General features: G+C 72.0%; 18 protein-coding genes and 3 pseudogenes. 13 read left to right on the top strand and 8 right to left on the bottom strand.

Annotated features, from left to right (window positions below):
- Positions 1 to 59 precede the first annotated feature (59 nt).
- Positions 60 to 1,427 carry a ferredoxin reductase family protein gene (locus tag ABT041_RS23350; protein ID WP_351187390.1) on the bottom strand — a complete coding sequence of 456 codons (1,368 nt, stop codon included), beginning with the start codon at positions 1,425 to 1,427 and terminating at the stop codon, positions 60 to 62.
- Between the two features lie 232 nt (positions 1,428 to 1,659).
- Here ABT041_RS23350 and ABT041_RS23345 point away from each other — a divergent pair, with 232 nt between their 5' ends.
- The 3 genes from ABT041_RS23345 (at position 1,660) to ABT041_RS23335 (ending at position 4,396) form a co-directional block, all read left to right on the top strand.
- Complete coding sequence (locus ABT041_RS23345) at positions 1,660 to 2,397, top strand: response regulator transcription factor (RefSeq protein ID WP_351187388.1); 738 nt, start codon at positions 1,660 to 1,662, stop codon at positions 2,395 to 2,397.
- The gene (locus ABT041_RS23340) at positions 2,394 to 3,938 is read left to right on the top strand and encodes a sensor histidine kinase (protein WP_351187386.1); all 1,545 of its coding nucleotides are present in this window, start codon (positions 2,394 to 2,396) and stop codon (positions 3,936 to 3,938) included. The genes ABT041_RS23345 and ABT041_RS23340 overlap by 4 nt, the downstream gene beginning before the upstream one ends.
- Before the next feature lie 149 nt (positions 3,939 to 4,087).
- Positions 4,088 to 4,396, top strand: a complete 309-nt coding sequence (locus ABT041_RS23335) for a hypothetical protein (protein ID WP_351187384.1) — start codon at positions 4,088 to 4,090, stop codon at positions 4,394 to 4,396.
- A 125-nt stretch (positions 4,397 to 4,521) separates the two neighbouring features.
- Here the strand turns inward: ABT041_RS23335 and ABT041_RS23330 are convergent, their stop codons facing one another.
- The gene (locus ABT041_RS23330) at positions 4,522 to 4,803 is read right to left on the bottom strand and encodes a dsRBD fold-containing protein (RefSeq protein WP_351187382.1); all 282 of its coding nucleotides are present in this window, start codon (positions 4,801 to 4,803) and stop codon (positions 4,522 to 4,524) included.
- A gap of 774 nt (positions 4,804 to 5,577) precedes the next feature.
- Positions 5,578 to 5,826 carry a hypothetical protein gene (locus ABT041_RS23325; RefSeq protein WP_351187380.1) on the bottom strand — a complete coding sequence of 83 codons (249 nt, stop codon included), beginning with the start codon at positions 5,824 to 5,826 and terminating at the stop codon, positions 5,578 to 5,580.
- A 112-nt stretch (positions 5,827 to 5,938) separates the two neighbouring features.
- Between ABT041_RS23325 and ABT041_RS23320 the strand changes: the two genes are divergently transcribed.
- The 3 genes from ABT041_RS23320 to ABT041_RS23310 all read left to right on the top strand — a co-directional run bounded on the left by ABT041_RS23320 (position 5,939) and on the right by ABT041_RS23310 (position 8,801).
- Positions 5,939 to 7,312, top strand: a complete 1,374-nt coding sequence (locus ABT041_RS23320; protein WP_351187378.1) for a ferredoxin reductase family protein — start codon at positions 5,939 to 5,941, stop codon at positions 7,310 to 7,312.
- 66 nt (positions 7,313 to 7,378) lie between these two features.
- Positions 7,379 to 8,035 (top strand): FMN-binding protein, encoded by a 657-nt coding sequence (locus ABT041_RS23315; RefSeq protein WP_351187376.1) that lies wholly within the window; start codon positions 7,379 to 7,381, stop codon positions 8,033 to 8,035.
- Positions 8,036 to 8,063: 28 nt separating this feature from the next.
- Positions 8,064 to 8,801, top strand: a complete 738-nt coding sequence (locus ABT041_RS23310) for an FAD:protein FMN transferase (protein WP_351187374.1) — start codon at positions 8,064 to 8,066, stop codon at positions 8,799 to 8,801.
- Between the two features lie 85 nt (positions 8,802 to 8,886).
- Here the strand turns inward: ABT041_RS23310 and ABT041_RS23305 are convergent, their stop codons facing one another.
- Positions 8,887 to 10,083, bottom strand: a complete 1,197-nt coding sequence (locus ABT041_RS23305) for a S8 family peptidase (protein WP_351187372.1) — start codon at positions 10,081 to 10,083, stop codon at positions 8,887 to 8,889.
- Between the two features lie 1,007 nt (positions 10,084 to 11,090).
- Here ABT041_RS23305 and ABT041_RS23300 point away from each other — a divergent pair.
- From ABT041_RS23300 to ABT041_RS23285, 4 genes and pseudogenes are all read left to right on the top strand, one after another.
- Positions 11,091 to 12,824, top strand: coding sequence for a SulP family inorganic anion transporter (locus tag ABT041_RS23300; protein ID WP_351187370.1), 1,734 nt, complete (start codon positions 11,091 to 11,093; stop codon positions 12,822 to 12,824).
- 319 nt (positions 12,825 to 13,143) lie between these two features.
- Complete coding sequence (locus ABT041_RS23295; protein ID WP_351187368.1) at positions 13,144 to 13,365, top strand: hypothetical protein; 222 nt, start codon at positions 13,144 to 13,146, stop codon at positions 13,363 to 13,365.
- 303 nt (positions 13,366 to 13,668) lie between these two features.
- Entirely contained in the window at positions 13,669 to 14,043 is a 375-nt protein-coding gene (locus tag ABT041_RS23290) for an NAD(P)H-dependent oxidoreductase subunit E (protein WP_351187366.1), read from the top strand.
- 27 nt (positions 14,044 to 14,070) lie between these two features.
- Positions 14,071 to 14,325 (top strand): annotated as a pseudogene (locus tag ABT041_RS23285) (protein disulfide oxidoreductase); the annotation flags it as partial.
- A 91-nt stretch (positions 14,326 to 14,416) separates the two neighbouring features.
- Here ABT041_RS23285 and ABT041_RS23280 read toward each other — a convergent pair.
- The 4 genes and pseudogenes from ABT041_RS23280 to ABT041_RS23265 form a co-directional block, all read right to left on the bottom strand.
- Positions 14,417 to 15,274: a universal stress protein gene (locus ABT041_RS23280; RefSeq protein WP_351187364.1), complete on the bottom strand. Its 858-nt coding sequence runs from the start codon at positions 15,272 to 15,274 to the stop codon at positions 14,417 to 14,419.
- Positions 15,271 to 15,807, bottom strand: coding sequence for a CBS domain-containing protein (locus ABT041_RS23275; RefSeq protein ID WP_351187594.1), 537 nt, complete (start codon positions 15,805 to 15,807; stop codon positions 15,271 to 15,273). The genes ABT041_RS23280 and ABT041_RS23275 overlap by 4 nt, the downstream gene beginning before the upstream one ends.
- A gap of 111 nt (positions 15,808 to 15,918) precedes the next feature.
- Positions 15,919 to 16,014 (bottom strand): annotated as a pseudogene (locus tag ABT041_RS23270) (hypothetical protein); the annotation flags it as partial.
- 43 nt (positions 16,015 to 16,057) lie between these two features.
- Positions 16,058 to 16,423 (bottom strand): annotated as a pseudogene (locus ABT041_RS23265) (universal stress protein); the annotation flags it as partial.
- Positions 16,424 to 16,655: 232 nt separating this feature from the next.
- Between ABT041_RS23265 and ABT041_RS23260 the strand changes: the two are divergent.
- From ABT041_RS23260 to ppsA, 3 genes are all read left to right on the top strand, one after another.
- Positions 16,656 to 17,561: a universal stress protein gene (locus tag ABT041_RS23260; protein ID WP_351187362.1), complete on the top strand. Its 906-nt coding sequence runs from the start codon at positions 16,656 to 16,658 to the stop codon at positions 17,559 to 17,561.
- Positions 17,558 to 18,568 (top strand): universal stress protein, encoded by a 1,011-nt coding sequence (locus ABT041_RS23255; protein ID WP_351187360.1) that lies wholly within the window; start codon positions 17,558 to 17,560, stop codon positions 18,566 to 18,568. The genes ABT041_RS23260 and ABT041_RS23255 overlap by 4 nt, the downstream gene beginning before the upstream one ends.
- Positions 18,569 to 18,695: 127 nt before the next feature.
- Positions 18,696 to 21,098, top strand: a complete 2,403-nt coding sequence (gene ppsA / locus ABT041_RS23250; protein ID WP_351187358.1) for a phosphoenolpyruvate synthase — start codon at positions 18,696 to 18,698, stop codon at positions 21,096 to 21,098.
- The last annotated feature ends 321 nt before the right edge of the window (positions 21,099 to 21,419 follow it).

The raw sequence follows: 21,419 nt of genomic DNA, 5'->3' as shown, positions 1-21,419 counted from the left end.
CCTTCGGGGTCGGCCGGCGGAACGGGTGTCCGCAGCGGCGGGCCGGTCGGACGGCGCGTTCAGAGGGCGAAGGACTCGTGGTGGATCCGGTGGGCGGGCACGCCCGCCGCGCGCAGCGCCGCCCGCGCCGCCGAGGTCCAGTCGGGCGGGCCGCACAGGTAGCAGACCCGCCGTGCGACGTCCGGCACGAGACCGCGCAACGTTTCCGCGTCCAACGCCAGCCGGTAGCCGGCCGGGTGGCTCACGGAGTAGTACGCACGCGCGCCGCGCCGGGCCGCGACGGTGTCGATCTCGTGTCTCAGCACCAGATCCTCGGGCCGCCGGGCCCAGTGAATCAGCACCGGATCCTCCGGCAGCGTCTCGAACAGCGCCCGCAGCGGGGTGATGCCCACCCCGGCCGCCAGCAGCAGCGCGGGCCGGCCCGCGCTCCGGTCCGCGGTGAGTGCCCCGTACGGTCCCTCCGCCCACACCCGGGTCCCGGGACGCAGCGCGGCGAGGGCCGCGCTGTGGCCGCCCAGTGCCTTCACCGTGATCCGCAGGCTCCGCCCGTCGGGAACGGCGGACACCGAGTACGGCGACGCGGTCCACCACAGCCCGGGGGACAGGAACCGCCAGCGGAAGAACTGGCCGGGCCGGACGGTGAGCTCGTCCATGCGCTCGCCGGTGACGAGCACCGACACCACGTCCGGGGACTCCCGCCGGACGGCCGCGACCCGCAGCCGGTGCCGCCGCGAAAGCCGCAGCGGCGTGAGCACCCGGAACCAGACGATCAGGGCCGCGGCCCCGAGGTACAGCACGTACCAGGCGATCCGCGCCACCGGCCGGTCGAAGTCCGCGCCGTTCGTGAGCTGGTGACCGAAGGCGAGGAAGACCGCCGCGTACGTGAGCAGGTGCAGGTAGTACCAGGTCTCGTGACTCAGCCGGCGCCGGGCGGTGCGCGCCGAGAGCACCGCCGTCACCAGGAGGAGCAGCAGTCCGGCGGTCGCCTTGAGCATGTCCGGATAGTGCAGTACCACCCGGACGCCCTCGGTGACCGGGTCCGTCCGGCCGGTGAGCGCGTAGCCCTCGATGGTCAGCACCGCGTGGGCCAGTGCGAGCCCGATCGTGTAGCGGCCCGCCGCCGCGTGCCAGCGGGCCAGCCGGTCGGTGCCCACCGTGCGGTCGAGGAGCGGCACGCGCGCCATGAGGATCACCAGCACCGCGCAGGCGTACCCCGCGAGCAGACCGGTGATCCGGCCCGCCCCGGTGAACCAGCCGGCCGGACCCACTACCGAGGCCGTGTCCACCCACCACAGGCCGAGCACCGCCGCGGCCCCGGTCCAGATCAGCGCCTGGACCGCGACCACCACGGCGGACGCCGATCCGGCGGTCCGACCGACACGATGCCGGCCGCCCGGCCGGGCGGTCCGCGCGACTTCCGTGCTCATCCGCTCCCTCGCCTTCGGTCCCGTGAAACCCGGCAGGTCGCCAGGTCCCGCCCACTGTGGTCCGCGATCCTGTGAGAAGTCTCTGAACCGGGCCCCCCGCGGGCCCGACGGCCCGCTCCGGACCAACCCCGGGCCGGGCGGCGCACGGGCGGGCGACGACGACCTGTTCAGAGGAAACTCAGAGGCGGGTGCGGATCTCCGGCTTGGCGCCGTCCGGCATCCTGGAAGGACCATGAACCCATCGCCACGCACCGAGGTGCGCCGCCCTGACAGCACCCGGCCGCGAGTGCTGGTCGTCGACGACGAGCAGGACCTCACCGAGGTGCTGGCCGCAGCCCTGCGCGCCGAGGGCTGGCAGGTGCGCACCGCGGGCACGGCCGCCGAGGCCGACGCGGTCGCGGAGGACTTCGGCCCCGACGCGGTGGTCCTCGACTGGATGCTGCCCGACGAGGACGGCCCGCACGTGCTGGCCCGGCTGCGTGCCGCCCGCCCCGACGTGTGCGTCCTCTTCCTCACCGCGCGCGACGCCGTCGAGGACCGGATCGCCGGCATCACCGCCGGCGCCGACGACTACGTCACCAAGCCGTTCAGCCTCGAAGAGGTACTGGTCCGGCTCCGGGGACTGCTGCGTCGGGCCGGGCTCGCCACCGGTGCGCGGGGCAGCGGCCCCCGCCTGACCGTGGCCGACCTCGTCATGGACGAGGACGGCCACGAGGTCACCCGCGGCGGCGTACCCGTCGACCTCTCCCGCACCGAGTTCGAGCTGCTGCGCTACCTCCTGCGCAACCCGCGCCGGGTGCTGTCCAAGCAGCAGATCCTGGAACACGTCTGGCGCTACGACTTCGGCGGGCGCGCCCATGTCGTCGAGCTGTACATCAGCTATCTCCGCAAGAAGATCGACTCCGGCCGATCCCCGCTCATCCACACCGTGCGCGGCGTCGGCTATGTGCTGCGCCCGGAGCGCCGATGAGCCCACAGCGTGCCCCGCGCCCGTCGCGCGCCCGGTCGTGGCGGGTCCGCGCGCCGCGTGTCCGGCCCCGGCTGCCGCACTCTCTCCGCGCCCGGCTCACCACCGGACTCGTCGTGCTCCTCGCCCTCGGCAGCGTGACCGTCGGCCTGGTCACCGTGCTCGCGCTCCGCAGCTTCCTGGTCAGCCGCCTCGACCAGCAGATCGTGGCGGGCGGCAGCCGGTTCGCGGTCAGCCTCGAGCACGAGGACCGGCCCGACGCCGACAACCGCGGCGACACCCGGGGCCAGGCCGACGGAACCCTCGGCGCCCGGCTGCTGGGCGGCCGGGTCGAACAGGCCGCCGTGGTACGCGGCGCAAGTGACGTGACGGTGCCGCTCACCGCCGAGGACGCGCGGGCGCTCGCCGCGGTGCCCCCGGACGCCGGCCCCCGCACCCTCCACTTCGCTGACCTCGGCACCTACCGCGTCGCCGCCTGGACGGGCGACGACGGGGACATCCTGCTGACGGGACTCCCCCTGCACCCCGTCGAGGAGACGCTGCACCGGCTCGCGGCCGTGGAGACCGTCGTGTTCGCGGTCGTCCTCACAGCGGCCGGGGTGGCAGCCGCCGCCTGGACCCGGTTCTCCCTGCGCCCCCTTGAACGTCTGGCCGCGACCGCCGACGAGGTGACCCGGCTCCCGCTCGCCGCGGGGCAGGTCGCCATGCCGACGCCGTTGCCCGGCACCCGGCCGGAGTCCGAGGTGGGCCGGCTGACCGGCGCGTTCAACCGGATGCTCGGCCATGTCGGCGACGCACTGGACCGCCGACACGTGGTCGAGGAACGGCTGCGCACCTTCGCCGCCGACGCCGGACACGAACTGCGCACCCCTGTGGCCACGGTGCGGGCCCGCGCCGAACTCGTTCTGCGCAGCCACGGCGACACCCTGCCCGACGACGTCCGGCACGCCCTGGAACGCATCGACGCCGAGTCCCGCCGAATGAGTCTCCTGGTGGACGAACTGCTGCTGCTCGCCCGGCTGGACGCGGGCCGCAGTCTGCGCCGGGACGACGTGGACCTGACCCGTGTGGTTCTCGACACCGTGGCGGACGCGACCGCCCGGCACCCAGGACATCAGTGGGAGCTGGACCTTCCCGAGGAACCCGTCCACGTCACCGGTGACGACGACCGCCTTCATCAGGTCCTCACCAACCTCCTTGCGAACGCCGGCCGGCACACCCCGGCCGGCACCCGGGTCGCCGTCGCCCTCGCCGCCGACGCCGAGGGCGTCACCCTCGCCGTCACGGACGACGGCCCGGGCATTCCCCCCGACCTGCTGCCCGACGTCTTCCACCGGTTCACCAGGGGTGACTCCTCACGCTCCCGCGCGACCGGCTCGACCGGGCTCGGCCTCGCCATCGTGGACGCCGTGACCCGCGCCCACGACGGCCGGGCGACGGTCACCAGCCGACCCGGCCGGACCCGCTTCACGCTGCGACTGCCGACGCGGCGCGTCAGCGCCTCGCCGAGAGCGAGGCAGGCGCCCCCCGCGGCCGCTGAGTAGCCGGAGAAGCTCTTCCTCACGCTCGCCTGACACGCCAACGGCTCACCGACGGACATCCGCTGACGGGCTGCTGCCGTTTCATGGCGCGAGGGAGAACGCGACGCCGCCGACCACCTCTCAGGTCGTCGTGTTCGGCCGCGAAGCGGTGGATGAGGGTTTCGGCGGCGGGGGTGAGGGTCGGGCGCGGCCTGGTCGACGCGCAGGGCGTTGAGGATCACGGCGGCGTCGATGGCTTCCTGGAGCAGCGAGCCGACGCCCTCCACGCCCTGCACTCGCGTGAGGTCATCGACCTCGCCGCCCAGAGCGACGACGGCTTCGACCACACCGTGTTCGCCGAAACGCCGCACCACGTCGGACGCCACAGCGATAAGCAGTTCGCCGTTTACGGGCTTTACGTCCCCCAGGCCACGGCCCCTCTCGGTGCGGAGATCAGCCGCACAAGACACCGGTCCATGTAGCCGGGCCCGGCGGCGATCGGCAGTCCTCGCCGCCCGCGTGCTTCATGGACACCGGTCCCCCCATGAGGGCCGGACGCCGCCGCGATGGGCGGACAGGCGGCCGCAGAGGGTCGGAGCCGTGGCGGTCATCCTTGCGGTGGCGGTTCGTTGGCGCCGGCGTCGGCCATGCCGGAGCGCAGCAGCTGGTGGCCGAGGTCGACCAGGGCGCGTCCGGCCGCGTATTCGTCGCCGATCTCCGGCGCGGGAGGGTCGTGCGGGTTGCGGTGGGCTTCGGTGTGGCTCTCCAGCCGGTTGTCACCGGTGTCGAGGACGGCGTGCACCTTCGTGACGTCGCCCTCCTCGAAGAGGTCCACGCGAAGGGTCCACGTCTTGGTACGCATCGGCGTGTTCGTCGTCTGCTCGTTCATGTCCAGACCTGTCCTCTGAGGGGGTCGGTGAGGTTTTCGTCCCGGGGGAGAGGCGAATCGGGCCGGGGCAGCCGCCCGCTGTCACGGCCCATCGGTGTGGTGACCAATGGTGAGTACGGGAACCACCCTCTTCGTCCGGAGTCCGTATCTCCAGCGTGAACGAGGCCGAGACTGTTGGACATAGGCCGCCCGGCCCAAAGCCGGGCGGCGGTCGGACGCGGTCCGTGGGTGCCGCAGACCCCGTCGCCGCCGTCCGCAGGGGGGACGGAGGTGGAGCTCCCGTCCCGCTCCGCCCGCTCGCGGAGGAACGGTGGGACATCTGCCACCGGGTCACGGCGAGTGGGCAGTCGGGGACACGGCGGGTTCACCGAGGCGCCCTGGCCGTCGGGGCGCGACGGGGCCGTCCGGGCCTTGGTGCTGGGTAGGGGCGGGAGTATCGTGGAAATCGGCCTGCAGGGCGAGCGAGGGAGTTCGACCGGATGGCCCCGGGCGACGGGCGGAGGCTCCGCGCGGGGCGTTTGCCGACGGTCGTGCTGAGAGGCTGGAAGGTCTGTGAGACCGGAAGGCGACCTCCATCACCTGATCCGGACAATGCCGGCGAAGGGAGCCCACCTTGCAGGTTTCCGTCTGCCCGCACGACATTGCTGCGAGTCGCGATCAGCTACGGGACGGCGACGAGGGACGGCGGAGCGTCCGAAGGACCTCGCCGAGCGCGAGCGCATGCCGCTTCGGTCATGGCCGGCCCGTGAAGAGCGGCGGACTCGCCGGCCACACCTAGAACGCCTGCGACATCCCCGGCGGCGGTCCAGCGCGGAGACGCGCGCGGATCAGCGCATCGACCTTGACGAAGGCGTCGGCTCGACCGTTGAGCAGCATTTTCACCGGGCCGCCACCGGCATCGGCGAGGGCACCCGGCCGTGCGGCGGCTTCTGCGACCGGCGCGGCGCCACGTCCACCACCACCCGGCTCGCCCTGGAGTACGCAGGAACGCCCGCCGTGCGGTGCCCCTGTGCAGACGATCACGTGGAGTCCTTCCGTCGGACACCGAGCTCGGGCGTGCGGCCTCTCCGGCGCCCGTGCCCCGGTCGAGGCCGGTAAGGTGCGCGGGCACCAAGCCGACCGGAGGACTCAGCGCGTGACGACGATCCAGCACAGCAGGGCGGGCAGACGGCAGGCCCAGCGCCGTATCCGCCCCAGACGTTCCCCCGCCGTACCCCTGATCGTCCTCGCGTGGGCCGCCGCGGCCGCAGTGGTCTGGCTGTGGTGGCGCAACACGCCGGCCGTGCTCGCCGACTCCGGGGACCGGCTGATCCACGCGGGGCGGATCACCGGCCTCCTCGCCGGATACGTGATCGCCCTGGTCGTGCTGCAGATGGCGCGGGTTCCGGCCCTGGAGCGGCGGGTCGGGTCGGACCGGGTCTCGCGGTGGCACGCCACGAGCGGACGGTACGCGCTCTCCCTGACCCTGGCGCACGTGCTGCTGACCGTGTTCGGGTACGCGCTGCAGGGCCGGATCGGGGTGGTGGAGCAGACGGTGGCCCTGGTGACCGAATACCCGGAGATGGGCAAAGCGGCGATCGGCACGCTGCTCCTGCTGGTCGTAGGACTCGTCTCGGCCGGGGCCGTACGGCGCAGGATGCGCTACGAGGCCTGGTACTACCTGCATCTGCTCACCTACCTCGCGGTGTATCTCGCCTTCTGGCACCAGCTGGCCACAGGGGCGGAGTTCATCGCCGACCGGGCCGCTCGCATGGCCTGGTACGTGCTGTACGGGGCGGTCGGCGTGCTGCTCGTCTGGTACCGGGTGCTGACTCCCGTACGGCTCAACCTCACCCATCGCATGCGGGTGGAGGCCGTGGTGCCCGAGGCGCCGGGGGTGGTGTCCGTCCTCGTCCGCGGGCGCCGGCTGCACCGGCTCGGTGCGGAGGCGGGGCAGTTCTTCCGCTGGCGGTTCCTCGCCAAGGGGCTGCGCTGGACGGCCAACCCCTATTCGCTCTCCGCACCGCCCCGGCCGGACCTGCTCCGCATCACGGTCAAGGCCGTCGGCGGGCACAGCGCCGCCCTCGCCGGACTGCGGCCCGGGACCCGGGTGTGGGCCGAGGGCCCGTACGGGTCGCTGACCGCCGCCCGCCGCAGCCGCGGCAAGGTGCTGCTGATCGCGGGAGGCGCGGGCATCACCCCGCTGCGCGCGCTCTTCGAGACCCTCCCGGGGGCCGGCAGCGATCTGACGCTGCTCTATCGGGCCCGTACGGCGGAGGACCTCGCGCTGCGCGAGGAACTGGAGGCGATCGCGGACGACCGGGGAGCGCAGTTGCTGTACGCGGTCAACGGGCCGGACGGCAGGCGGCGGGCGATCAGCGCCGAGATGCTGCGCCGGATCCTGCCGGACATCGCCCGGCACGACGTGTACGTGTGCGGGCCGCAGGGGCTCGCCGAGGAGTCGTACGCCGCCCTGCGGGAGGTGGGCGTGCCGGACCGGCGGATACATCATGAGTCCTTCGCCTTCTGAGCCGCCGAACCGCTCAGCGGTCGGGCAGGGTGTGACGCCCGGGGGCTCCGTGACGCTGAGCGAGGTGTGAGGAAGACACATCCGCTCCGCCGTGCGGTGCTCGCGGGGGCGGGCACCGTTTCCGCCGTCGTACTGCTGCTCGCGCTCAAGCCGACGACGGATCCGTCGCTCGTCCAGGACGCGGCGGGCCTGAGCACCCCCGTGGCGTCCGCGGCTCCGGCCGACGCCGGCACCGCTTCCTCCGCCACCGCTTCACCGTCGGCCTCGGTGAGCGCCTCGGCCTCGCCTTCGGCGAGCACACGCGCCTCCGGCAGCGCGTCGCCGTCGGCCGTTCCGTCGGCGTCTCGTACGACCACCGCACCGACGAAGGCGAGTGCCCCCACCGCGTCCAGGACCACGTCGGGCACCACCAGCACCCCGGGCAGCACTTCTGGCGGGTCCACCACCACCCGGTCCGTCGCCGGAGCCACGATCAGCACGCAGTACGGCTCCGTCCAGGTGCAGATCACGGTCAAGGGGAGCACGATCACCGGGGTCACCGCCCTGAGGTCACCGTCCTCCACACCACGGAGCAAGGAGATCTCCGCCGACGCGATCCCCCAGCTCAACCAGCGGACGCTGGCGGCGCAGAGCGCGAACATCGACTCCGTCTCGGGAGCCACCTACACCAGTGCCGGCTACCGCCAGTCGCTCCAGAGCGCCCTGGACAGGGCCGGTGTCTGAGCGGCGCGTGCGGCACGTGGAACACCTGATGGGCACGGTGTTCTCGTTCGACGTCCGGGGGTGCTCCGACGTCTCCCGTGCGCGCGGGGCGCTGGTGGAGGCGGTGGACTTCCTGCACCACGCGGACCGTGTCTTCTCCCCGTACCGCGAGGACAGCCAGGTCAGCCGCCTGGCGCGCGGAGAGATCACTTCCGAGCAGTGCGGCCCGGACGTCCAGGAGGTGAGGGGCCTCTGCGAGAACATGACGCGGCGCACCGAGGGCTGGTTCTCCCCCTGGTACGCGGGAGACGCCGGCGGCTGGGATCCCACCGGGCTGGTGAAGGGCTGGGCCACGGAGCGCGCGGCCCGCATGCTGGCTTCGGCGGTCCCCGGCGCCGCCGTGTGTGTCAACGGCGGCGGTGACATCCAGCTGCTCGGCGGGCCCTGGCGCATCGGCCTCGCCGATCCTCTGCACCCGGGCGAGCTGGCCGCGGTGGTGGAGGTAGGCGCCGAGGTACGGGAGGTGGCCGTGGCGACGTCGGGCCCGGCGGAGCGCGGCTGCCACATCCTCGACCCGCGCACCGGGGAGCCGCCCGCGCACGCGCTCGCTGCGATGACGGTCATCGGCCCCTCGCTCACGCTCGCCGATGCCTTCGCGACCGCCGCCTATGCCATGGGTGACGGCGCCCACGCCTGGCTGGAGAAGCAGCAGGACGTCGAGGGCCTGGCGACGAGTGCCACCGGCCTCACCCGGGAGACCTCCGGCTTCGGCCGCTGGACCGCCTGACGCGACGGGCGGGTCACGACCGGTGGCCGCCCGTCGCGTCGGACGGAACGGCCACGGGTACTCAACCGATCAGAGGGTGGCCGGGTCAGAAGAGCGAGTAGAGCAGCCGGTTCGGCGAGCCGGTACCCGCGCTCTTCACCACGCCGCTCGTCGTGGCGGCCACCATCGCGTCCCTGACCTGCGTGGGGGTGGCGGAGGGGTGCCCCGACAGGTAGAGCGCCGCGACGCCGGCCACGTGCGGGGTGGCCATCGAGGTGCCGCTGATGGTGTTGGTGGCGGTGTCGTTCGTGTTCCAGGACGAGGTGATGCCCACGCCCGGCGCGAACAGGTCGACGCAGGTGCCGTAGTTGGACCAGGACGCCTTGGTGTCGGTCTTGTCCGTCGCGCCCACGGTGATCGCCTCGGGCACGCGGGCGGGGGAGTAGTTGCAGGCGTCCTGCGCCTTGCCGCCCTGGTTGCCGTTCCCGGCGGCGATGGCGTAGCTCACGCCGGAGGCGACCGAGCGCTTGACGGCGTCGTCGAGCGAGGTGCTCGCGCCGCCGCCGAGGCTCATGTTGGCCACGGCAGGCTTGACGGCGTTGGCGGTCACCCAGTCGATGCCGGCGACGACACCGGAGGTCGTACCCGAGCCCTGGCAGTTCAGGACGCGCACGCCGACGATCTTGGCGCCCTTGGCGACGCCGTACGTCGAGCCGGCCGTGGTCCCCGAGACGTGGGTGCCGTGGCCGTTGCAGTCGTTGCCGTTCTGCCCGTCGCCGACGGTGTCGGTGCCGATGACGGCTCGGCCCCCGAACTCCTGGTGGGAGGTGCGGACTCCGGTGTCGATGACGTAGATGCTGACGTTGGAGGCGGTGGTGTTGTACGTGTACGAGGTGTCGAGCGGCAGCTGGCGCTGGTCGATGCGGTCCAGGCCCCAGGTCGCGTTGGACTGGGTGCTGTCGATGGTGACCCGCGCGTCCTGCTCGACGTAGGCGACGCGCGGGTCCGAGGCCAGACTCCGGGCCTGGGCGGCCGACGCCTTCACGGAGAAGCCGCGCAGCGACGAGCTGTACACGTGGGTAAGGGTGTCGTACCGGCCGGCCAGGCTCGCGGCGGCCGGGCGGACCGAGGTGGGAGCGGTGTCCTTGAGGACGACGATCCAGCTCCCCGCGATCGCCGTTTCGGCGGGGGCGAGGCGGAGGTCGGGATGATCGGCCCCGTGGGCGGGGGTGGCCGCCAGCAAGCCGGCGGCGAGAACAGCGGCGGGGATGAGCGCACGTGTCCGACGCGCGGGAGATCTCATTCTCGGTAACCAGACCTTTCGTTGTCCGTGGTACGGGCAATTCGGGCCGTGCGGATGCTGTGGTCCCTCGGGGTCGCCGAGTGGACGTCGGTGACGGTTGGTCAGTCCGCGCCGTGCACAGCAAGGCCGTCGCATCCCCCGCACACTCTCGATGATGAGAGGCGTGATGGGCGGCCTTGGATCGTGGACGACTGTCCCACGGGTGAGTAGCCGTCACAAGAGTGCAGTCAGGCAGACGAGATCGTCGCCTGCGTCGGGGAGACACCGACGGGGCACCCGGCTCCCACTCACCGCAGCACCGCGAGCCGCTCGTTGACCTGCCGTTCCCCTGACCCGCCTTCGACTCGAGGACGACCCTCGCTGGCGGCATGCCGTCAGTTCTGTGCGTCGGCGACGCCTGTTTCGAGGCAATTCGCTCGAACGGGCGGGCTGACGTGGCGCCGCGCACTCGGGCCGCTCTCGCCAAAGCCATGCCGAGCTGCTACGGCCGGCCGTCAGGGCGACAAGTGAGGCGGTAGCCGACTCCGTGGTCCGCTTCGCCTATGCCTCTCGACCGAATCCATCCTGCTGGGTCTGCTCGTTGCGGCGCTGGCCGAGGTGTTCCGGCGGGGCGCGAGGCTCCGCGAGGATACGGAGGGAATCGTCTGACGTCGCCTGAGGACGACCACCGCATCAAGGTCCGCCTGGGCCGGTTGCTCGCGGAAGGCGGTATGAACCTGGCCGAGCCAATGCCAGAAGCGGTCCAGCAACGCCAAGAACCGGGCGCCGTGCTGAACGAGGTCTTCTGGGCCAACGGCCCGGGCCAGCCCGCGCCGCGTACGCAGGAGAACGCGATGCGTCGGGGCACGTGGCCATTGAACGCTTCAGCCGTCCGGCCCGACATGGGCGAGCGGGCGCAGTGGCAGTCGCGCCGGGAGGCAGCGGGCGGCGGCGTGGTGGGACCTTCGGTTCTCGCGGCCGTGACAGAGTCCGTGAGATCTTGAAACGGCGGGAGGGAGAGGAGCCTCATGTCGCAGCACCCCCGACCCAGCGATCCGGGGTGGCGCCGTCTGGTACCTGGAGCGCCTGGAATCGCTGTCCTCGCCCGCTACGAGCGCTCCTGGCTGCGCGGCGACCTGCTGGCGGGCGTGACCGTCGTGGCGTATCTCGTGCCGCAGGTCATGGCATACGCGACCGTGGCGGGGCTGCCGCCCGTCGCCGGGCTGTGGGCGATTCTGCCCGCACTGGTGCTGTACGCGCTGCTCGGCTCGTCGCGGCTGTTGTCGGTCGGGCCGGAGTCGACGACCGCGCTGATGACCGCTACGGTTGTCGCGCCGCTCGCAGACGGGGACCCTGGACGATATGCCGTATTGGCGGCCGCGCTGGCGGTCGCGGTCGGTCTGCTGTGCCTGGTGGCGTGGGCAGCCAGGCTCGGCTTCGTCGCCGATCTCCTCTCGCGGCCGGTCCTGGTCGGCTATCTTGCGGGTGTGGCGCTGATCATGATCGTGGATCAGCTGCCGAAGACGACGGGCGTGAGCACCACTGGGTCAGACTTCTTTCCGCAGCTGGTGTCCTTCGTGCAGAACCTGTCCGAGGCCCAGCCCGCCACCGTCGTCGTCGCCATCACCGCCCTCGTCCTCCTCTTCGCCCTGCCGCTCTTCCTGCATGCGGTGCCTGGGCCGCTGGTGGTGGTCGGGCTCGGAACCGTGGCGGTGGCGGCGCTCGGCCTGGACGAGCACGGCATCGCCGTGATCGGAACGGTGCCGGCGGGGCTGCCCCCTCCAACCATGCCGGACTTCGGCGAGCTGTCCCAGCTGATGGTTCCGGCGCTCGGCATCCTCCTCGTGGGCTACACCGATGTGATCCTCACCGCGCGTGCCTTCGCCGCCGGCGACGACGTCGGGCGCCTGGACGCCAATCAGGAGTTGCTGGCCCTCGGCGCCGCGAACCTCGGCGCGGGCGTCCTGAGCGGGTTCCCGGTGAGCAGCAGTGCCAGCCGCACTGCGCTGGCGGACTCCACCGGCGCGCGAAGCCAGGTGTACTCGCTGACCGCAGGCGCGGCCGTTCTCGCCGTCCTGCTGTTCCTCGGCCCGTTGCTGAGTCTTACCCCGGTCGCCGTGTTGGGCGCCCTCGTCATCTACGCCGCCGTCAAGATGATCGACCTGGCAGGCTTCCGGAGGCTGGCCTCCTTCCGCCGCAGGGAACTCCTGCTGGCCGTCGGCTGCCTGTGCGGCGTGCTGTCCCTGGACATTCTGTACGGGGTGCTGGTGGCGGTCGGCCTGTCGGTGGCCGAGCTTCTGACGCGGGTGGCGCGCCCGCACGATGCCGTCCAGGGCCTGGTGCCCGGCGTGGCCGGCATGCACGACGTCGACGACTATCCGGAGGCTCGTACGATTCCCGGGCTGCTCATCTACCGGTACGACTCGCCGCTGTTCTTCGCCAACGCGGAGAACTTCCGGCGCCGGGCACTCGCCGCCGTCGCGGAGCAGTCTGGGCCCGTCTACTGGTTCGTGCTGAATACCGAGGCCAATGTGGAGGTGGACATCACCGCGCTGGACTCCGTCGATGAGCTGCGTCGCGAACTGTCCCGCCGCGGCATCGTGTTCGCGCTGGCGCGTGTGAAGCAGGACCTGCTCGACGATCTCGACGCCTACGGGCTGGCAGAGTCGGTCGGCGCCGATCTGATCTTCCCCACACTGCCCACGGCGGTGGCCGCGTACCGGGACTGGCGCCGCGCCCGCGGGGACGGTTCTCCTGAGTAGGAATCACCGCCTTTCAGCCAGATACTCCGCGGCACAGGGAGGCTCGCGGAGTCCTCCACCACCTGGATGATCGATTCCAAGGGATGTCGGTGACCTGTACTGAGGTCCCGCTGATTCGAGGTGGTCAGGCTGGTCCGTAGATGGCGCTTTCGGCCTTGGTGATCAGTGCCCAGTACCGGTAGCCGTACGTCTTCTACGTCACCCCCGCGCCGGCGACCTGACGCGTCCGCCGGGCGGGGAACAGCGCGGGTGGCTCGCCTTCCGGTCGCGACGCGCTGCCTTGGTGCCAGGTGCTCCTTCCTGTCGCCAGTCCCCGGTGATGTGGGTTGTCGACGCCGAAGAGGAGGTAGAAGTCGTAGTCGCCTCCGCCGAGTTGCTACTGGGGGAGGGCGCGGCCGTGGCAGGGGATCCTCACCACGTTCCCGAACTTCCGATCGGCGCCCCAGGTGACGTGGTAGAGCCGGGCTCCAACGAGGTCGCCGTCGCAGCTGGCGTCGAGGATGATCCGGTGCTCGCCGGCCGCGAGGTCCGCATTTGGTGAGGTCCCGTGGCCGTTGAACCAGATGCTGAAGCCGGGTGCGGCCGCTGGCGGGGGTGCTGCCGCCGATGCGCCGGGGGCGCTGGCGAGGGTGAGAGTCGTGGTCATGGCCACGAGGAGAGCACGCATGGGGGCCTTTCGGGGGGTGCGAGGGGAGGGCGAGGGGGCGACCTGCCCGTGATCAGGCGCCTTCGGCGATGACGCGGGTGTTGTCGACGCGCCCTGCAGGTTGTAGGTGACGTCCTTCGACCCCCCGCAGCGGATGACGAACGCGGAGCCGACCGTTTTGTCCGCTCCCAGTGCTGCGTGGTAAAGCTGGCCACCCGCCGAGCCGCCGCCAGCACCGCGACGGCGTGCTTCGCCGCGCGGGGCGGACGGCACCTGGCGGAGGTCGAGCGCGCCCTCGGAGTGACGGCGGGCACCGTCGACGCGGCGGGCTCCACCTCGCTGCAGACCGTGCACTGCCTCGGCTACTGCTACACAGGACCCGCAGCCCTCGACGGCACCCTGCCCCGCACGGCCCCGGACCTGGCCGACCAACTTGCCGGAAGGGCCGAACCGCGCGCGGGGCATCCCCGCGGCCGACACGACCGGCACGCCCGTCCTGCTCGCCGACATCGTGGGAGGGCAGGACGCCTGGGAGGTGTGGCGCGCAGCGGTGACCGGACTGCGGCCCGATGACGTACAGCAGAGACCGCCGTCTCAGGACTGCGCGGGCGGGGCGGCGCCGGGTTCCCGGTGGCCGACAAGGGGGCCGCGGCGGCGGGGAAGCCGGGCCCGGGCGTCGTCGCGAACGGGGGCGCGGGCGACCCCGGCTCGTACGCCGACCGGCTGCTCATGGAGGAAGACCCCGACCGCGTCCTCACGGGACTCGCGCTGGCCGGTTTCGCCTGCGGAGCCGGGCGCGGGATCGAGTACCCGCAGGCCATGGCCCGGCTCCGCCGGGCGGTGGCACGCGCGACGGAGGCGGGCGATTTGGCCCCGTCGGTCGAGGCAGCCGGTCCGCGGCCGTTCGTCGAGATCTTCGAGCTCCGGCGACCGACCGGCACCGAGCTCAGGCATGAGGCACGAGAGCCACCGGCACGGGGCTGTGGTGCAGGACCGCGTGGGCCACGCTGCCGATGTGCGAGCCCAGCGCCGTGTGACGCATACGCCTGCCCACCACCACGAGTGCGGCGTCTCCGGCGGCCTGGACCAGTTCGAGTCCGGCGGATCCGATCGTCACGCGGGCGGCGGCCTCGACGTCGGGGTACTTCGCGCGCCAGGGCTCCAGCAGCGCTTCCAGCGAGCGCTCGATCTCCGGAGCCAGGGCAAGGCGGATGTCCGGGACCATGGCGGGCCCGAGTCCAGCGAACAACGGAAGCTGCTCCGCGTACACGACATGGACCGGGGCGTCACGCCGGGCGGCTTCCTCGAAGGCGAAACCGAGAACGGCGTCCACGGGCTGCCGCACATCGGTCCCCACCACGACGGGGCCGCTCGGAGCGATCGACCCGCTGCCCGCCCGTACCAGTACGACGGGCCGTTCGACCGCGCCGGCGACCGTCAGGCCGACCGAGCCGAGAAGGTAGCCGGCCACACTGCCGAGGGCCCGTGAGCCGAGGACCAGCAGCTCGCTCTCCTCGGCCGCGGCGACGAGGCCCGGCACGGGACCCGCGGGCAGCATCCGGGTGGTCACGGACAGGCCGGGGTGGCGCTCGCGCAGTCCTGCGGCGGTGCGCGCCACCGTCTCCTCGGCCCACGCGTCGTCGGACCCGCGTGGCATGAGCGACAGTACGGTCTCCGGTACCGGTTCCTTCGCGTACACCAGGTGCACGCCGGTGCCGCGCAGCACCGCCTCTTCGGCCGCCCACTCCGCCGCGGTGTTCGCTTGCTCCGTGCCGTCCAGGCCGACCACGATGTTCCGCGTCATGATCGTGTACCTCCTCGTTCGGTGTCGTCGACGTCGTACGTGAGACGGGTGCAGGAGACCGAGACCACGCCGTCCACGGTCGCGACCATGCGCTCTATCGCCGGGATCATGCCCCGGAAGGGCAGCCTGCCCGCGAGGTCCACCCGCCCGTCGCGGACCTCGACGGCGAGTGCGGTCGGTTCGAGACGCAGCGTGTCGCCGAGCACGTCCTCGACGATCTCCCGGCGGATGTCGTCGTCCTCGCGCAGGAAGATGCCCAGGAGGCCGTGGCGGCTCACGATGCCCACCGGCTGCTCCTCGTCGTCGACGACGACGAGCCGTTCGACCTTCTGGACCTCCATCAGCCGTGCCGTCTCCGCCACGGTCCAGTCCGGGCGGGCGCACACGGCGGGTACCGACATCAGCTCCTCGGCTCTCGTTCCCTCGGCCTTCGCCCGCTCCCATGCCTCCAGGTCCCACACGACCCCGATCACCCGGCCCGCGCCGTCCACCACCGCCGGCCGGAAGAACTCCCTTGCCTGGTCGTGGTTCACAGTTGCTCCGGGTGTTGCAGGAGTCGGTCCAGGGCGGTCAGGAGACGCGCGGCCGACGAGTGCGACCTGCGGCGGGTAGACGACGCCGAACACCGCCTCGACGCCCTGGTCGCCGGGGTTCGTGACGGTGGGACTGGGGTCTGCGGTCTCCGATGCCCGGAGCCGGCCGACCCGTGCCCGGACTGCAAGGTCTTTGAGCGCGGCCATCAGCTCGGCCACGGAGAGCGTGTCGGCGTGTGCGAGCGACGGCGAGGGAGACCGAGCCGACGACGAAGCCACGTACTCCACCGAGCCCCCGGGATCCGAGCACCGTCAGATCCGCCTCGTTCGCCGCTGCCGTCAGTTCCCCGGCCGCCCGGCCACGCGCACGCTCCGTGAGCACCTCAAGGCCGGGATGGTCCTTCCGCACGCGGTCCGTCTCGTCCCGCAGGAGGCTCTCGGCCCGCTCGGCCAAGCTGCGGGCGCCGGGAAGGGGCACGTCAGGGGTGTTCGGCCACTCCTCCACGTGCACCATACGGAGGGGCTCCTCGCGCAACACCGCTGCCGTCGCCGCCCAACCCACGGCGGCCAGGCTTTCCGGCGAGCCGTCCCGACCGACGGTGACCCGGGCCGTCATGGCGTGCCTCCTCAGTCGTGTCCGCTCCGCTCCGTTCCGCTCGTGGTCCGGACCGGAGCGGACATCCCGTACTTCAGGCTGGGGGTCCCATGCCTCCCGGCAGCAGGGCCGGGCAGGTCTCGATCGGGGCCGAACGGCCCATCCCAGGGAGGCTCGCCACGGTGTCAGCGTGGGAGGTGTCGCCCCTCGGGACGTGCTCCCGAGCGCCGGGCGTACTCCGGAGGAGGAAGCCATGACCAGCGAGACCCCTGCTCGCCCGGAGTTCGGCGACGTCGTCGTGGGAGTCGACGGGTCTCCTTCCGGGCGCACGGCCGTGCTCTGGGCCGCCGCCGAGGCGGCCATACGGGAGCGGCCCCTGCATCTCGTCCACGCCGCCGACACCGACCGCCGGGCCCTCTTCGCCCATGCCGAGACGATCCAGACGGTACGCGAGGCGGGCCGCGACCTGCTGATCGAGACCGCGAGCACGGTCCAAGAGCGTTTTCCGGACCTTGCCGTCACAAGGGAACTGAGTCGCCAGGAGCCGGTCGCCGGTCTCCGGGCGGCCGCCGGTCACCGGGGGACGATCGTGGTGGGCAACCGGGGGCTCGGCGGATTCTCCGCGCTCATGCTCGGCTCCGTGGGTATGGGCGTGGCGGCCCGCGCCGAGGTGCCCGTGATCGTCGTCCGTGGTGACAGCGACCGTCCCGAGTCGGGCTCGGTGACAGCAGCCGTGCACGGTGCCTCGGACATCGGCTGGCTGCTCGTCGCGGCTGCCGAGGCGGATGCCCGCAAGACCGTGTTGCGACTGCTGAGCGTGTGGAACGTGCTCACCCACGTCGGCAGCGTCGCGACCATGCTGGACGACCTCGACGAGATCGCGCGGCAGCGCGTGCACGAGATCAAGGCGCTCGCCGACCGGGTGCGTGACTTCTATCCCGGGCTCAACGTCAGCCATCACGTGGAGACGGGCACGAGCACGCCCGGGATCCTGGTGGAGGCGACTGCCCATACCGATCTGCTCGTGATGGGCAGAGAACACCGAGTCCTGGGTGCGGGCCCCGCCCTGGGGCGCGTCGCCCACGTTCTGCTCCACCACGCCCATTGCCCGGTGGAGATCGTCCCACCCGCTTTCGCCACACGGGTCGAGGAGACGTGAACGAGGTACTGCTCGGAATCGACCCCTGGGAGCAGTCGATCCCCGCTCTCGTCTGGGCCGCGGCCGAGGCCGAACGAAGAGGATCGCCTCTTCGCCTGGTCGTCGTCGTACCGCCCACCCACGACAGGCTTCGGTACGACGCGCTCGCCCACCAGAGCGCCCTGCGACTCCGCGCGGAGTCGGCGATCGCCAACGCGGAGGACCTGTCACGGGAACTCCATGGCGGTCTGCGGATCGCGACGGAACGCGTGAACGGCGTGCCGGCGACCGTGCTTCGCGACCTGGCGGCGCACGCCGCGCTCGTCGTCGTCGGCTCGCGCCGTCTCGGCCGGGTGGCCGAAGTGTTCAGCGAGAGTTCCGTGGTCGTCCCGCTCGCCGCACGAGCCGAATGCCCCGTCGTCGTGGTCCGCGAACCCGAACACAGCGCCGTGCACCCGCCGACCTTCGTCGTCGGCGTGGACGGAAGCGAGTCCTCACGGGCCGCGGTCGCCTTCGCCGTCGAGGAGGCGAGCCTGCGCGAGGCACGACTGCGCGCCGTCTGGGTCTGGCCCCCTTCCGTCCTCGCCCACGACGATGTGGCCGAGGGGCTGGCCGAACGCCGTCGGTTGCTGGCCGAGTCGGTTGCGGGGTGGGCGCAGAGGTATCCGGACGTCGCCATCTCGCAAGAGGTCCTTCGAGGACACCCGGTCGAGCAACTCGCCCTGGCGTCCCAGGAGTCCCTTGCCCTGGTCGTCGGCCGAAGAGGCCGCGGCGGCTATTCCGGCATGTGGCTGGGCTCGACGGTTCACGGCCTGCTGCATCGCGCCATGTGTCCTGTGATCACCGTCCCGCTCCCACGTCGCGAGGGGCGGAACGGCGACCCGGCATGGGCCGACCGGTCCCGTTCCAGGACGACCGACCGGCCCCGGTCCGGTGCCCCGCTCGGCACTGGGGCGCTGCGGCCCCCACGCGGGACGGTGGGACAAGAGCACGACCCCGGTCCGTCCGCCGGTTCCCCGGAGAGGTGAGCACCATGCAACGCATCCGGATCAGCCCGCGGCCCCGACAGCCCCGCAGGCCCAGCCCCGTTGATCTGCGCACCCCGTCCGGCCGACCCCTCCCGTACTGAGGACTTTGAGAGCCACGGAGGAAGCCATGGAGCCGACGCGCCGCGTCGTACCGTTCGACGAGCTGGGCCGCTCGGACGTCGCCCGGGTGGGAGGCAAGAACGCCTCGCTGGGAGAGATGGCCAACCGGCTCGGTGCCGCGGGCCTGCGTGTACCGCCGGGCTTCGCCACGACTGCCGAGGCGTACGTGGAACTTCTCGCCGTCCGCGGACTGCGCGACGCCGTCGAGGAGCAGATCGGCCGCCTGCACCAGGGGGCCCCGCTCGACGAGGTCGGGGCGGCCATCCGCTCGCTCTTCCTCGCGCAGCAGCTGCCCGCCTCCCTGCGGGACGCCCTCCTTGCCGCGTACGAGCGGCTGGCCTCGGAGAGCGGCCGGGAGGCGCCCGAAGTGGCCGTACGCAGCAGCGCGACGGCCGAGGACCTGCCCGAGGCGAGCTTCGCAGGACAGCAGGAGACGTATCTCAACGTACGGGGACCCGAGGCGCTCCTGGAGGCGTGCCGGCGCTGCTACGCGTCCCTGTTCACCGACCGGGCGATCGACTATCGCGAACGGATGGGCTTCGACCACCTGGCAGTCGCCCTCTCCGTCGGGGTCCAGCTCATGGTCCGCTCCGATCTGGCCGGCGCCGGCGTTGCTTTCACCCTCGACCCGGAGAGCGGCTTTCCCGAGGTGATCGTGGTGAGCGCCGCCTGGGGCCTGGGCGAGACCGTTGTCAGCGGCCAGGTCGACCCCGACGAGTACACGGTGTTCAAGCCCAGCATGAAGGACCCCTCCCTCGACCCCGTGATCGATGTGCGGATCGGCACCAAGCGGCTGAAGACCGTGTACGCGGACACCGGCCTGACACGTACGGTCGACACCCCCGACGCCGAGCGGAACCGACGCGTGCTCACCGACGCGGAGATCCGCGAGCTCGCCGCGTGGGCGGCGGCCGTCGAGGACCACTACGGCTGCCCGATGGATCTGGAATGGGCCAAGGACGGCCTCACCGGCGAACTATGGATCGTCCAGGCGCGCCCTGAGACCGTGCAGTCCCGCCGGCGGTCCACGACCCTGCGACGCTGCCGGCTGACCGTCGCCCCTGGCGAACCCCTCGTGGAGGGCATCGCGGTCGGAGAGGCGATCGGCCAGGGTCCCGTCGTCGCCCTCGACGCCCCCGTCGACCTCGACCGCTTCCCGAAGGGCGGCGTTCTTGTCACCCGGGTCACCGACCCCGACTGGGAACCGGTCATGAAGCGGGCATCGGCGATCGTCACCGACCACGGCGGACGCACCTCGCACGCCGCCATCGTCAGCCGCGAACTCGGGGTTCCCGCCGTCGTCGGCACCGGCACCGGCACCCAGGTTCTCAGGGAGGGCAGACAGGTGACCGTGTCGTGTGCCGAGGGCGAGCGCGGACGGGTGCACGAGGGCCTGCTGGCGTACGAGGAGATCCTGACCGACCTCGCGGAGCTGCCTGCCACGCGCACCCGGGTGATGCTCAACCTGGCCGACCCGTCGGCCGCGTTCCGCTGGTGGAGGCTCCCCGCCGACGGAGTGGGCCTCGCGCGTCTTGAGTTCATCGTCGCCCACCAGGTGAAGGTCCACCCGATGGCCCTGCTGCACCCGGAGCGGCTCGATCCACATGACCGCCATGTGATCGACCGGCTCACCGAGGGGTACCTGGACCGCGGACAGTACTTCGTCGAGCGCCTGGCCCACGGGATCGCCCGGATCGCCGCTTCCCGCTGGCCGAGCCCCGTCGTCGTCCGGACCAGTGACTTCAAGACGAACGAGTACGCCAAGCTGCTCGGCGGCAGGCCCTTCGAACCGGACGAGGCCAATCCGATGATCGGCTGGCGCGGTGCGAGCCGCTACTACAGCGACGGCTACCGCGAGGGATTCGCCCTCGAATGCCGTGCGCTGCGCCGAGTCCGTGAGGGGATGGGGCTGACGAACGTGATCGTCATGATTCCGTTCTGCCGGACGCTCGGAGAGGCGGACCAGGTGCTCGGGGTGATGGCGCAGGAGGGACTCGTACGAGGTGAGAACGGCTTGCGCGTCTACGTCATGGCGGAGATACCGGCCAACGTCATCCTCGCTGAGGACTTCGCGGAACGCTTCGACGGGTTCTCGATCGGCAGCAACGACCTCACCCAGCTCACCCTCGGCGTCGACCGCGACTCCGAGGCCCTCGCCCACGTCTTCGACGAGCGGGACCCCGCCGTCGTCCGCAGTATCCAGACCCTCGCCGCCCGCGCCCACGCGTCCGGCCGCCCCGTCGGGCTGTGCGGGCAGCGGCCCAGCGACGATCCGGCGTTCACTGCAATCCTGGTCGACGCGGACCTCGACTCCATCTCCGTGGCGCCGGACAGCTTCGCAGCCGTCAAACAGCACGTGGCCCGCGCGGAGGCGAGGGCAGTGAGCGGCACCGGACGAAGGGAGGAGTGACCATGCCCAGGAAGACACGGCGCCGACTCGTCGGGGACACCGGGCCGACCACCGAGCCCGGTCGCCCGGCGGCCACGGATTCGCGGCGCGGTCGCCCCAAGGAGTACCAGCCGCCCGCAGAGGGAGTGAGCCGGCGCCCCAGGCGCCCGGTACACACCATCAGCGTGTCGACGCTCTGGCTCTGAATGAACGGCCAATCGGCGGGATCGTGAGTAGGGGGGCCTGAAAGGAGGCCGCGGTTATGACGACCGCAAGGGACATCATGCACCCCGGTGCGAGCTGCGTGCAGGAGGACGAGACCCTGATGGACGCCGCGCGGCG

It is taken from the genome of Streptomyces sp. NPDC002825, from assembly GCF_040295385.1.
Taxonomy (GTDB): Bacteria; Actinomycetota; Actinomycetes; order Streptomycetales; family Streptomycetaceae; genus Streptomyces.
This window is presented reverse-complemented; position numbering and strand designations above follow the sequence as displayed.